We start from the raw sequence: 12,763 nt of genomic DNA on the forward strand, positions 1-12,763 counted from the left end.
CTGGCCGGGGAATACGATCTCCGACAGTTTCCTGGGAAACTTTATAGGGGCTCTACCGCCGCCCCGATGCAAGGAGAGTCCGACAATGCCGCTCGACGACCTGCCCTTCGCCAACATCACCGAGCTCGCGAGCGCGTATCGTGCCCGCAAGCTGTCGCCGGTCGAGGTCACGCGGGCCATGCTGGAGCGCATCGAACGCCTCGAGCCGACGCTTCACAGCTACGTCAGGGTCACTGCGGACATCGCGCTCGAGCAGGCGCGCAAGGCGGAGGCCGAGTTCGGACGCGGCGAGTTCAAGGGCCCTATGCACGGCGTGCCGGTCGGCCTGAAGGACCTCTGCGAAACGAAGGGCGTGCCGACGACCTGGGGAACCAGGATCCTGAAGGACTACGTTCCGAAGGAAGACGGCACGGTCGTGCGCAAGCTGTTCGATGCTGGCGCGATCATGCTCGGCAAGCTCCAGATGACCGAGGGCGCGTTCTCGGTGCACCATCCGGAGGTCGTCGCGCCGGTCAACCCCTGGCACCCCGACCACTGGCCCGGCGTGTCCTCGAGCGGCTCGGGCGTTTCGGTCGCGGCGGGCCTCTGCTATGGCGCGATCGGCACCGATACGGGCGGCTCGATCCGCTTTCCATCCGGGGCCAACGGGCTCACTGGCCTCAAGCCCACATGGGGCCGGGTAAGCCGCCACGGCGTGCAGGCGCTGGCCGACAGCCTCGATCACCTCGGCCCGATGACTCGCTCGGCCGCCGACGCGGGCGCGATGTTCGCCGCGATGGCTGGCTCGGATCCGAATGATCCGACTTCTCTCGACGAGCCGGTGCCGGACTGCCTCGCCGGCATCGAACAGGGAATCCGGGGGCTGCGCGTCGGCCTCGATTCGCGCTACGTCTACGACGTCTGCGAGCGGGACACGGCAAAGGTCATCGACGACGCGCGAAAGGTCCTCGCCGATCTCGGTGCGAAGCTCGTCGAGATCTCGATGCCCGACAAGACGGTTCCGATGTACAAGGACTGGGCGAAGTTCTGTGCCGTCGAAACGGCGGTCGCTCACGAGAAGTACTACCCGGCCCGAAAGGCCGAGTACGGGCCGGTGCTTGCCGACCTCATCGAGCAGGGGCGTGCGCTCGGCGTGCTCGACCTGATGCACGTCTATCACGATCGCCTGGTGTTCAAGGGCCAGTTGCGAAAGCTGTTCGCCCAGGTCGACGTGCTGCTGGTGCCGGTCCATCCGTTCGGCAACCCGTCTGCCGATCAACTCGACGCCGTGTTCAAGCGGCCGAACGGCATCGACGACGTGCTGCGCTTCACGGCGCCCTTCGACATGTCGGGAAGCCCCACGATCACGATCCCGGGCGGCTTCGACCCGAAGGGGCTCCCGATCGGCTTCCAGCTCGTGGGCCGGCATCTCGACGAAGCCTTGCTCGTGCGGGCCGCGCACGCCTATCAGGGCGCGACCGACTGGCACCGTCGCCACCCGTCGCTCTGAACGGCTCGCGCGGTCAGGGCGACAGGTATCGGATCAGCTCCGGGTCGTCGCGGACCTGCGCGACCGGCCCCTGCAGCGCGATGCGGCCGCGGTCCATCACATAGGCGGTGCGGGCGACCCGCAGCGCGAGCTCGACATGCTGCTCGACCAGGATGACCGACATGGTCTTCGCCAGCCTTTCGAGCTGCTCGGCGATCTCCTCGATCACGCCGATCCAGACGCCCTCCGTGGGTTCGTCGAGCATCAGCAACCGCGGGCGACCGAGCATCGCGCGGCCGATCGCGAGCATCTTGCGCTCGCCGCCGGACAGCGTGCCGGCAGGCTGGTGCAGCCGCTTGCCGAGCTTGGGAAACACGGCGAGGACCTCGTCGATGCCGGACTTGTCCTTCTGCCGGATCGCGCCCAGCTGCAGGTTCTCCTTCACCGTAAGGCCCGAGAAGGCCGCGTTCTCCTGGGGCACGTAGCCGACGCCCGCTCGCGCGCGGGACTCCATCGCGGTGCCGTCGATTCGCCGGCCATCGAACTCGATCGAGCCGGACATCGTCGGCAGGTCGCCCGCTAGCGTCTTCAGCAGCGTGGTCTTGCCGGCGCCGTTTCGGCCCAGCACGCAGATCGCGCCCTGAGCGGGAACGTCGATCGAGACCCCGAACAGTACCTGGCTGCGGCCGTAGCCGGAGCACAGGGCGTCGGTCTTCAGGATTGGGGCTTCGGGCATCGTGATCAGACGCGAGTCGTGTAGACCTGCTGGACCTTCTGCGAATGCTGGATCTCGTCGACCGTTCCGGTGTCGAGGACCCGTCCCTGGTCGAGGACAGTGAGCACGTCGCAGATGTCGCGTATGAAGTCGAGGTCGTGCTCGACGATGACGAGCGCGCACTCGGACTTGATCGGCGCGAGCAGCTCGCCGGTGACGCGGCGCTCCTCGGGGCTCATGCCCCCGGTCGGCTCGTCCAGCAGCAGCAGCCTTGGGCGCGGCGCGAGCGCCATCGCGATCTCGAGCCACTGCTGCTCGCCGTGGCTGAGCGACCCGGCGAGCTCGTCGGCGCGGTCGGCGAGCCGGAACCGCTCGAGGGAGTGCATCACCTCGTCGCGCATGGCGCGGCGGGTGCGCGAGCGGATCAGCGACCAGATGCTCTCGCCGGCCTGCAGCGCGAGCAGCACGTTGTCGTACACCGAGAGCTCGCCGAGCACGGCGGTGATCTGGAACTTCAGGCTCATGCCCAGCCGCGAGCGCTCGTAAGGCGTCGCGGCGGTGATGTCGTGGCCCGCGAAGGTGATGGAACCCGAGGTCGGGAAATGCGCGCCGGCGATCGCCTTCAGCAGCGTGCTCTTGCCCGAGCCGTTGGGTCCGATCAGTCCGTGGAAGGTGCCTGCGCGCACTGTCACGTCGACGCCGTCCAGGGCCTGCAGCGTGCCGAACCTCTTGCGAACGTCGCTGACGACCAGAAGCTCGCTCACCTCGGACCCCCCTTCGCGGAGCGACCGCCATAAGAGCCGATCCGTTCGCGGCGCGATACGAAGAAGCCGAGGATGCCACTCGGCTTGAAGACCACCACCACCAGCAGCACGACACCGAGGATCACCGGCCAGTACTGCTTGATCGCGTCCTGGTCGGCGAGCACGTAACTGATCGTCTCGATCAGGAATGTCCCGACGACGGGCCCTATCAGTGTCCCGCTGCCGCCGAACAGGGCGTACAGGACGGCGGTCGTCGACAGCCCCGGGCCCATGTTCCCCGGGCCGATGAAGCCTTGGTGGTACGAGAACAGCGCGCCGGCGAGGCCCGCCAGCAGGCCGGCCAGCGAAAAGATCAGTGCCTTGAAAACCTGGACGCGGTAGCCGAAGAACGCGAGCCTCTCCTCGTTCTGCCGCATCCCGGCCAGCACCAGCCCGAACTGCGAGCGAACGATGTAGCGCGCCGCGAGGTAGCAGACGAGCAACAGCGCCAGGGCCAGGTAATAGAAGGCGGGCCCTTCGACCAGCTCGATCTCGCCGAATTGCAGCAGCTTGATCGACGACAGGCCGTTGCCGGCCCCGACGTACTGCCAGCCGGAAACCAGGCGCTCGGCCGCGTAGGCGCCTGTCAGGGTGCCGAGCGCGACGAAGATGACCGTTGGCGTGCGCCGGCCCAGCAGCAGGAACGCGGCGAACAGGAAGGAAAGGAGGAGCCCGACGGCCATTGCGAGCGGCAGCGTGCCCCAGGCGTGGCTGAACTCGAGGTCGCGGCCCACCAGCGCGATCACGTAGCCCGCGACGCCGAAGAACAATGCCTGCCCGAAGCTCATGATTCCAGAGTAGCCCCAGCAGAGATCGAAGCTGATCGCGAGCAGGGACAGGATCAGGATGTTGGTGGCGAGCGTGATCAGCTCAGGGCTCTCGCCGAGCAGCAAGGGCGCTACCAGCGCGGCCAGCAGCGCCAGTGTCTCGATTGTCGGCAGGGCGCGGCCGATGCGGGCGGGGGATGATGAGGCGGGCGTCGTCATGGGGCGTGGCCTGGCCGGGTCTGCGCGGGCAGGCGGGCGGCCGCTGGCCGACCGCCTGCCTCGCCGGTCAGGAGTGCGTCAGCATTCCTTGGGGTCGACCATGTTGAACTTGGAGATCACGTCCCAGCGCAGCTTGTCGCCGTCGATCTTCTTGCACTGCGCGATGTACATGTTCATCTTCGCGTGCATCTTGCCGGGCACCATCTCCGCGCCCCCGCCCGGGCCCTTGTCGATCTTCGCCTTGTCCAGAGCCGCCGAGACCGCGTCGCGAGCGGTGTCGCCCTTGGTAGCGATGACCGCTGCCTCGTACAGGCGGATGCCGCGGTACATGCCGGTCGAGGCGCTGCCCGCCGTGAACTGGTACTTCGTGTCGGGAAACTTCTTCGCGTAGGCGGCGAGGAGCTCCTTGCTGTAGGCGTCGTCCACCGTGTGGAAGAAGTCGAGGCACGAGTACAGCCCCTCGAGCTCGCGCGCCGGGACGTAGTTCAGCGAGTTCTCGTCGAAGTACACGCAGGCCTGGACGCCGCCGTTCTGCGGGAAGCCGGACTCGTACAGCTGCTTCATGAACGGCTGCAGGCCGGGCGGAATGACCGTGTTGAACACGCAGTCGACCTTGCCGTCGCGGATCTTGTTGATCGTCGCCGAGTACTCGGGCTGGTCGAGGGGGTAGTACTCCTCGAAGATCACTTCGCCGCCGTTCGCCTCGATGACCCTGCGCGCGTACTTGTTGAGAAGCTGTGGCCAGACGTAGTTGGCCGACGGCATCGCGAAGCGCTTCTTGCCGAGGGTCTTGATGATGTAGGGGATCAGCTCGTCGATCTGCTGCGCGGGCGTCGGACCGGTGTTGAACAGGTGCCGCGTGCATTCCTGTCCTTCGTAGAGCTGCGGGTAGATGTACAGCGTCTTGCCGCGGTTGACGATCGGATCCTTGATCGCCTGCCGCATGGCCGAGGTGATCCCGCCCAGAACGACGTCGACCTTGTCTCGCTGGATCAACTTGCGGACATTGGCCACGGCGGCCTTCGGGTCGGAAGCGGTGTCTTCGAGAAACAGCTCTACCGGCCGGCCGGCGATGCCGCCCGCAGCGTTGATCTGCTCGACCGCCAGTTGCGCCACCTGCCAGTTCGAGTTGCCGGACGGCGCGATCGGGCCCGTGATGTCCGTCGCGATGCCCATCTTGATCGCCTTCTTGCCTTGGCCCCAGGCTGCGGGCAGGAACCAGCTGCCGGTGCCGCCGGCGGTCCAGCCTGCCGCGGCCAGAGCCGAGGCGCCGACCAGGAATCCGCGGCGGCTGCGGGGAGTCGGGCCGGCGGCGTCGCCGACCACCTTTTCGTGCGTCATTTTCTTGCTCCTGCGATGAAGCCCTGTGGGCGTAGCTTGACGATCACCAGTGCGATCACGAACACGAGCGGGTCGGCCAGCACCGGCAGCACCGCCCAGGGAAGCCCTGCCGCGAGCGCGCCGATCGCTGCCGCGCCGAGAACAGGTCCTTCGAAGGTGCCGACACCGCCCAGCATCACCGACAGGAAGCCCTGTACGAGGAAGCGCAGGCCCATGTCGGCCGACAACTGGTAGAGCGGCACGATCAACGCGCCCGCGAGCCCCGCCAGGGCTGCACCGAACGCGAAGGTCGCCGTGTAGAGCCGGTCGGTGGAGATGCCGCAGGCCCGCGCGAGCATTGCGTTCTCCAGGGACCCCCGGATGCGAAGACCGAACGAGGTGCGTGTCAGGAACAGCCAGCTGCCGACGATGACGGCGATCGTCGTTCCGATGATGAAAGTCCGCCAGATCGAGAACGAGAGCCCCATCGCGGTCCAGGCGCCGGGCCACGGTTCGGACACCGAGCGGTAGTGGCCGCCCAGCAGGCCACGGATGACCTCACGGATGATCAGCCCGATCGCATAGGTGCCGAGCATCGCGATGACCGGCGACTCATAGAAGTGGCGAATGATCGTTCGCTCGAGGAGCACGCCGAACAGGCCGACGACGAGCGGCGCGGCCAGGATGCCCAGCCAGATGTTCGCGCCGCTCTGCTCGACGACGAAGACCGTATACGCGCCGAGCAACACCAGTTCGCCGTGCGCGAAGTTGAAGATGCCCATCATGCTCGCGATGACCCCGAGCCCGAGCACGATCAGCACCATCACCGACGTGAACGCCAGGATGTCGAAGGAGAAGCGGACGATGAACTCGATCATGGCGCCTGGGATCAGCAAGTTCCGTGCCGCACCAACGGAGGGCGCTCGGGATGGGGCATGCGCATTCGGCTAGCGGGTCGGCAGCGGTCGCAGCGGCGTTTCAGAACCAGCCGGGTTGGACGCCCGAGCCGAGCATCGCGTCGTAGCAGTCGGTGCGGCGGTCCCGCAGGATCTGGTTGAAGTCGTTCCAGTTGCGTTTGCGACGGGCTTCCGACAGGTTCAGGTCGGCGACGATCGTTTCCGGCGCCGTGTCGCTGGCGGGGCCCGCGACCGGCCATCCGGTGTAGGAGACGATCAGCGAACGGCCGAGGAACGGCTGGTTCCGCTCGGTGCCGACCCTGTCCGCCGCCGCGATGAAGATCGAGTTGCTGTGCGCGGCCGCCATTGCCAGCACGTTGGCCATCGCGGGCTGGTCGGGGGCCTGGCCCGGAATCGGCACCCAGTTGGTCGGCACGCAGACGATGTCGGCGCCCTGCAGCGCGCACAGCCGGTAGGCTTCGGGGAACCAGCCGTCGTAGCAGATCAGCATGCCGATGCGGCCGATCGGCGTCGCGAACACGGGGAAGCCGAGGTCGCCCGGCTCGAAGAACAGGTTCTCGGCGGCCCACAGGTGCATCTTGCGGAAAGTGCCCACATGGCCGTCAGGCCCGATCAGCACTGCCGAGTTGAAGAGCTTCTGGTCGACCCGCTCCGCGATGCCCGCGACGATCCAGCAGCCGTGCCGCTTGGCGGCGTCGATCCACGCCCGGCTGGCGGGTCCGTTCGGGATCTCCTCGGCCAGCGAGAACGCCTCCGCGCGCGTTTCGAACACGTAGCCCGAATTGCACAGTTCCGGCAGGACCATCAGTCGGGCGCCTTGCGCGGCCGCTGCGTCTATCCGCGCGATGCTGTCGGCGATGTTCGACTGAAGGTCGCCGACCTTCGGCTCCATCTGGATGCAGGCGACGCGTACGGCGCTTTCGGCGGGCGTGTGGGTCATGTCGATCATCTCAGAGTGAGGGCTCGCGTCGAGCCCAGTCTGCGGTGCGCTCGTAGGCGCGGGCGATCCGGAGGATTCGCGCTTCCTGGAAGGGGCGACCGATGACCTGGAAGGCTGTGGGCAGGCCGTTCCCGCTGAAGCCGCAAGGCACGGCCACCGAGGGCAGGCCGACCACGTTGGCCGGGGCCGACAACCGGATGAACACCGGTGCAACGGGCTCCTCGGTGCCGTCCGGCCACCGAACGGTCAGCTGGTCGCGTCGAGTGGCTGGGGACGGCACGGCCGGACCGATGATCGCGTCGAGGCCCTCGAACATCCGCCGCCAGGCCGCCTGCATCTGCGTGCGCATGCGAAGGGCGGCGATGTAGTCGGTGGCGGGGATCATCTCGCCGGTCTCGAGGAAGGTGCGAACGTCCTCCTCGTAAAGGTCGCGCCGCTCTCGCAGCATCTTGTGGTGGTAGGCCGACGCCTCGGGCATGCACAGCCCGAACTCGACGGACATGATGAGGTCGGCCATCGGGATGTCGACCTCGACGATCTCCGCGCCTTCGGCCTTCAACCGGGCAATCGCGTCGCGCACGTTGCGCTCGACGTCGGCGTCGACGTGGTCGAAGAAATAGTTGCGCGGCACGCCGATCCGCAACCCCCGGACTCCGAGCTCGAGTTCAGCGAGGTAGTCGCTGACCGGCACGTCGGCGCTGCCCGGGTCGCGCGGGTCGAAGCCGGCCAGGGCGGCGAGGGTGACCGCCGCGTCGCCGACGGTTCGGGTCAGTGGCCCGGCGTGGTCCAGAGACCAGCTCAGCGACGCGATGCCGAAGCGGCTGACGCGGCCGTACGTGGGCTTGAGCCCGACGGTGCCGCATACGGCAGCCGGGATCCGGATCGAGCCGCCGGTGTCGGTGCCCATCGCCATGAAGCAGCCGCGTGCCGCGACGGTGGCGCCGGAGCCGCCGCTGGAACCGCCCGGGATGTGGGCCGGGTTCCAGGGATTGCCGGTGGTGGGCGTGACGATGCCGTACGCGAACTCGTGCGTGTGCGTCTTGCCGACGATGACGGCGCCTGCGCGCTCGAGGCGCTCGACGCAGGCGGAGTCGGCGTCGGCGACATGGTCGTGCCGCACCTTCGAACTGCAGGTGGTGGGCAGGCCGGCCATGTCGTAAAGGTCCTTGACTGCGACCGGTACGCCATGCAACTCGCCGCGCCAGTTCCCGGCCTGGATCTCGCGTTCGGCCTGGCGGGCGGCAGCCATCGCGCGATCCTCGGTCAGGCGAACGTAGGCGTTCAGCTTCGGTTCGTCGATGGCGATTCGATCGAGAGCCATCCGGGTCAATTCGACCGGCGACAGCCGGCGCTCGCGCAGGGCCGACGCGGCCTCGCGCAGCGACAGGCGGAGTGCGTCGCTCATCTCAGCCCTCCCACTTCGCCCGGTAGGCGAAGGCCGGAGCCGTCTCGCCCAGCGCGCCCTGATCCAGGGCGTCGAGCATCCGGAACACGCCGTCCATGGCTGGCACGAGTTGTGCTGCGCGTTCCGGGGTCAAAGGCAGGTTCGCGAGGCGAGCGGCGTCTTCGAGCAATTCGGCGTCGGGAGGGACTCGGGTCTTCATGGCTTCATGTTTCCCAGGAAACTAATGAGATCATCGTACGTCACCGGATCGAAGAGCGTCAACTGCAACGGGCCCCGGTTTCGCGCTTTCGTTCTTTGGCGCTATGCTGATTTCATCAGGGCACAAAGCGGGGTCGGGGAGCACCGATCCGGTGCGGGCGCACCGAACGCGTCGTATCGATGCGCCGCGCGAGGAGACATCGAGTTGAAGACTGCTTGCGGGCGGGGTCCGAAATGAAGCCGAGCGAAGCATTCGGCCGCCGGGCCTTGCGGAGCGCGCTCGCACGACGCGGCAGGGAATTCAACGTCGGCGTGGCCATCCCGATGTCGGGGACGATGGGCCTGCTCGGCCCGGCGGCCTACGCGTGCGCGCGACTCGCCCGCGATCTATGGAATGCGCAGGGCGGGCTCGAGGGTCGCGAGATCCGGCTGTCGATCCTGAATTCGAGTGAATCGTCCGCATCCCTCTACGAGGACCTGCAGGCGCTTCTCGACGAGCAGCAACTCGATGCGCTGGTCGCGCTCAGCAATACGGAAGTGTGCCGGCGAATGGCCGGGATCGTCGACGAGCGGGTCCCGCTGATCTACACGCCTCTCTACGAGGGCGACGGCCTGCCGGAGTGGGTCCACGCGATCGGTGAAACGCCGGGGCGGCAATTGCTCCCGGCCATCGACTGGATCGCCGAACGGCATCGGGTCCGCCGCTGGTACCTGCTCGGCAACGACTACAGCTGGCCGCGTCGCACGCACCAGATCGCGATCCCTCGGATCCGCTCGAACCGCGGAGAGGTGGTACGTGAGCGCTACGTGCCGCTGGGCGAGCGCGACTACGGGCCTCTCGTCGAGGACATCGCGGCGAGTCGCGCCGAAGTGGTGCTCGTGTCCCTGCTCGCCGGCGATGCCGTCCACATGTGTCGCCAGTTCGAACAGGCAGGGCTGGGGGACAGGATCCTGCGGCTGTCCACCTGCGTCGAGGAGAATGCCGTGCTCGGCATCGGCTCCGGCAGTTCCGCCGGCATGTACGTGGCTGCCGGCTATTTCGCTGCGCTCGACTCCGACCCGAATGGCGCGTTCAAGGAGCGCTACCGGGCGATGTTCGGCGAGCGGGCGCCGGCCCTGAACTCGGCGTCGCAGTCGGTCTACGAGGGATTCGTGCACCTGCAACGGCAGGCGAGCGCCGCCGCCCCGCGGAGGGCGGCAGCGGCGCTTGCGGGAGTCAGGGACGACCGTCGCGGAGCTTACGAGGCCGACCGCAATCCGATCTTCCTGGGGATGGTGGAGGGGCTCGGGATCAGGCCGATCTGCAGTCTCAGCGGTGCGCCTCGATGAATTCGCGCAACAGCGTCCGCAGGAGCGCTTCCTGGTCGGGGCTGAACGAGCGCTCGAGGCGGACCCGATGCTCGCGCACGTCGTCGCGCAGAGCCTGAACCTTCTGAAGCCCGAAGTCCGAAATGTGCAGGATGACCCGACGCTGGTCGGAGGGATCCGCCGAGCGCTGGATCAGTGCTGCGTCGGTCATCCGGTCGACCAGCTTGCTCATCGCCGGCATCTGCATGCCGGCCGCCTGCGCAAGGTCGGACATCGAACGCCCGCGCTCGTCGGCAAGCACCTCGAGCACGCGCCAGAACTCGACGGGCAGGCCCTCGGCGCTCACCACTCGGCGCAGCTCGGAGGTGGCCTGCCTGGCAGCCTGGCTCAGCAGGCTGTGCAGCGAGGGGCCGTCCTGGGCTTTCGTTTTCCGTCGTCGGGACATGATAGGGTCGTACAGGGTCGCAGCCGCGCTATTGCGGTGCAATAGTTGAAAGTATAACTAGTTGCCCGTCCGTTCTGGTGCAATTCCCGAGGTCCTTGCACCTCCCCGAGGGCGTCCGTTGCGATCGCGCGGCGAATCCCCAGCCGCCACGGCCCTTTTCGAGGCCCGGCTCTCGCATTGGGCATCATTGCGGTCGCGTTTCACTTCATCAGGCGGCACTCATGGCTCTGCTCGTCCTCGGCCTCATCCTCTTCCTCGTCCCCCACTCGGTGCGAATCGTCGCCGACGACTGGCGCACCGCGCAGGTTGCGCGGCTGGGGCTGCCCGCCTGGAAGGGGCTCTACTCGCTGGTGTCGATCGCCGGCCTCGCGCTGATCGTCTGGGGCTACGGCCTCGCGCGCACCGCGCCGATCGAGATCTGGAGCCCGCCGGTGTTCACCCGGCACCTGGCCTCGCTGTTCACGCTGGCGGCCTTCGTGCTGCTGGTCGCTGCCTACGTGCCGGGCAACCGGATCAAGGCGGCGATCGGGCATCCGATGGTCGCCGGGGTCAAGCTCTGGGCTTTCGCCCACCTGCTGGCCAACGGCACGGTGGCCGACGTGCTGCTGTTCGGCTCTTTCCTGCTCTGGGCGATCTTCGACTTCCGTGCCGCCAGGCGGCGCGACCGGGCCGGCGGCGGCAAGCCCGCGGGTCCGGGGGCGGCGAGCTTCGCGTCCGACGTGATCGTGGTGCTCGCAGGCTTCGGCGCGTGGGCGCTGTTCGCCTTCCAGCTGCACGGCTGGCTGTTCGGGGTGCGGCCCTTCGGCTGAGCGAGCGCCGGGGCGCCCGGCTACGTCGCGCTGTACCGCGCGCAGCCGGCCGGCAGGGTCGAGGTGCTGGCGGCGCACCACCAGAAGGAAGCCGGCTTCGGATGAGACCTGCGATGAGCGAATCCCTGATCGAGCGCCCGGCCCGCCCCGCGACCACGCTGGCGCGGCTGCGCGCCGACTTCGGCGCCACCTACGCGGCCAACGGCCTGATCGGCTTCATCTTCGCGGCCACCGGGCCGGTCGCGGTGATCCTGTCGGTCGGCACACGCGGGGGCCTGTCGCAGGCCGAGCTCGCGTCGTGGATCTTCGGCGCCTTCTTCGTCAACGGCTTCCTCACGCTGGCCGCCTGCTGGCTGTACCGCCAGCCGCTGGCCTTCTTCTGGACGATCCCGGGAACGGTGCTGGTCGGCCCGGCGCTGCAGCACCTGAGCTTCCAGCAGGTGGTCGGCGCCTTCCTGGCCACCGGCCTGCTGATGGTGCTGCTGGGCCTTTCCGGCTGGGTGCGGCGCGCGATGGCACTGGTGCCGATGCCGATCGTGATGGGCATGGTCGCGGGCGTGTTCCTTCGCTTCGGCATCGACCTGGTCCATGCCTTGCGGGACGACCCGTGGGTCGCGCTGCCGATGGTTGCGCTGTTCCTGGCGCTCAGCGCGCGGCCGGCGCTCGGCAGGCGGCTGCCGCCGATGATCGGGGCGCTGCTGGTCGGCGCGCTGGCGGTCGCGCTGTCGGGCCGCTTCGATCCGGGTTCGACCGGCGCGCAGTGGATCGCGGCGCCGGTGCTGCAGATGCCGCAGTGGTCCTGGCGGGCGATGGTCGAGCTGGTCGTGCCGCTCGCGATCACGGTGCTGGTCGTGCAGAACGGGCAGGGCGTGGCGGTGCTGAAATCGGCCGGCCACGCGGCGCCGGTCAACGCGATCACCGTGGCCTGCGGCGCCTGGTCGATGCTGACCGCCTTCGCCGGCACCGTGTCGACCTGCCTCACCGGCCCGACCAACGCGATCCTGTCTTCTTCGGGCGAGCGCGAGCGGCACTACGTGGCCGGCATCGTGGTGGCGCTGCTCGCTATCCTGTTCGGCCTCTTCGCACCCTTGTTCGCAAAGCTGATGCTGGCCTCGCCGCCGGCCTTCATCGCCACGCTCGCGGGCCTGGCGATGCTGCGCGTGCTGCAGGCTTCGTTCGTGACCGCCTTCGGCAGCCGCTTCACGCTCGGCGCGCTCGTCACCTTCGTGGTCACGGTGGCCGACTTCTCGATGCTGAACATCGGCGCCGCCTTCTGGGGGCTGGTCGCGGGCTTCGCGGTGTCCTGGTGGCTCGAGCGGGCGGACTTCGAGGCGATTCGCGCCGCCGCGCGGCAGGCCTGATCGCAAGGCAGCCGTCGCGACGCGCCGGTCGGGCCCCCCGGTTCCGGCCGGCCCCGCGGACCTCGCACCTTCGCCGGCCTTCGGCCGC

The 12,763-nt window shown here is 68.2% G+C and carries 13 protein-coding genes; 4 read left to right on the top strand and 9 right to left on the bottom strand.

The annotated features are described in order from the left end of the window. The first annotated feature begins 85 nt into the window (after positions 1–85). A complete protein-coding gene (locus M6I34_RS12145) occupies positions 86–1,489 on the top strand; it encodes an amidase (protein WP_272485935.1) in 1,404 nt (467 codons plus the stop codon). A gap of 13 nt (positions 1,490–1,502) precedes the next feature. Here M6I34_RS12145 and M6I34_RS12150 read toward each other — a convergent pair whose 3' ends face one another. The 8 genes from M6I34_RS12150 to M6I34_RS12185 all read right to left on the bottom strand — a co-directional run bounded on the left by M6I34_RS12150 (position 1,503) and on the right by M6I34_RS12185 (position 8,753). Next, positions 1,503–2,204: an ABC transporter ATP-binding protein gene (locus tag M6I34_RS12150; RefSeq protein WP_272485936.1), complete on the bottom strand. Its 702-nt coding sequence runs from the start codon at positions 2,202–2,204 to the stop codon at positions 1,503–1,505. A 5-nt stretch (positions 2,205–2,209) separates the two neighbouring features. Then, positions 2,210–2,947 (bottom strand): ABC transporter ATP-binding protein, encoded by a 738-nt coding sequence (locus M6I34_RS12155; RefSeq protein WP_272485937.1) that lies wholly within the window; start codon positions 2,945–2,947, stop codon positions 2,210–2,212. Then, complete coding sequence (locus M6I34_RS12160; RefSeq protein ID WP_272485938.1) at positions 2,944–3,972, bottom strand: branched-chain amino acid ABC transporter permease; 1,029 nt, start codon at positions 3,970–3,972, stop codon at positions 2,944–2,946. Before M6I34_RS12160 ends, M6I34_RS12155 begins: the two co-directional genes overlap by 4 nt. Positions 3,973–4,050: 78 nt before the next feature. Then, entirely contained in the window at positions 4,051–5,313 is a 1,263-nt protein-coding gene (locus M6I34_RS12165) for a substrate-binding protein (protein WP_272485939.1), read from the bottom strand. Next, the gene (locus M6I34_RS12170; protein WP_272485940.1) at positions 5,310–6,170 is read right to left on the bottom strand and encodes a branched-chain amino acid ABC transporter permease; all 861 of its coding nucleotides are present in this window, start codon (positions 6,168–6,170) and stop codon (positions 5,310–5,312) included. The genes M6I34_RS12165 and M6I34_RS12170 overlap by 4 nt, the downstream gene beginning before the upstream one ends. Positions 6,171–6,270: 100 nt before the next feature. Next, complete coding sequence (locus M6I34_RS12175; RefSeq protein WP_272485941.1) at positions 6,271–7,149, bottom strand: nitrilase family protein; 879 nt, start codon at positions 7,147–7,149, stop codon at positions 6,271–6,273. 10 nt (positions 7,150–7,159) lie between these two features. After that, entirely contained in the window at positions 7,160–8,554 is a 1,395-nt protein-coding gene (locus tag M6I34_RS12180; protein ID WP_272485942.1) for an amidase, read from the bottom strand. 1 nt (position 8,555) lies between these two features. Next, positions 8,556–8,753, bottom strand: a complete 198-nt coding sequence (locus M6I34_RS12185; RefSeq protein ID WP_272485943.1) for a hypothetical protein — start codon at positions 8,751–8,753, stop codon at positions 8,556–8,558. Between the two features lie 179 nt (positions 8,754–8,932). Here M6I34_RS12185 and M6I34_RS12190 point away from each other — a divergent pair, with 179 nt between their 5' ends. Beyond that, entirely contained in the window at positions 8,933–10,081 is a 1,149-nt protein-coding gene (locus M6I34_RS12190) for a substrate-binding domain-containing protein (protein ID WP_272485944.1), read from the top strand. On the opposite strand, the gene M6I34_RS12195 is transcribed toward M6I34_RS12190, so the two are convergent. Further along, positions 10,062–10,505, bottom strand: coding sequence for a MarR family winged helix-turn-helix transcriptional regulator (locus tag M6I34_RS12195; protein ID WP_272485945.1), 444 nt, complete (start codon positions 10,503–10,505; stop codon positions 10,062–10,064). The genes M6I34_RS12190 and M6I34_RS12195 overlap by 20 nt on opposite strands. 221 nt (positions 10,506–10,726) lie before the next feature. Here M6I34_RS12195 and M6I34_RS12200 point away from each other — a divergent pair, with 221 nt between their 5' ends. Both M6I34_RS12200 and M6I34_RS12205 read left to right on the top strand, forming a co-directional pair. Beyond that, on the top strand, positions 10,727–11,314 hold the full coding sequence (locus tag M6I34_RS12200; protein ID WP_272485946.1) for an NnrU family protein: 588 nt from the start codon (positions 10,727–10,729) through the stop codon (positions 11,312–11,314). Between the two features lie 113 nt (positions 11,315–11,427). Further along, positions 11,428–12,675 carry a benzoate/H(+) symporter BenE family transporter gene (locus tag M6I34_RS12205; RefSeq protein ID WP_272485947.1) on the top strand — a complete coding sequence of 416 codons (1,248 nt, stop codon included), beginning with the start codon at positions 11,428–11,430 and terminating at the stop codon, positions 12,673–12,675. Positions 12,676–12,763 lie beyond the last annotated feature (88 nt).

It is taken from the genome of Zeimonas sediminis, assembly GCF_023721795.1.
In the GTDB taxonomy this organism is placed as follows: Bacteria; Pseudomonadota; Gammaproteobacteria; order Burkholderiales; family Burkholderiaceae_E; genus Zeimonas; species Zeimonas sediminis.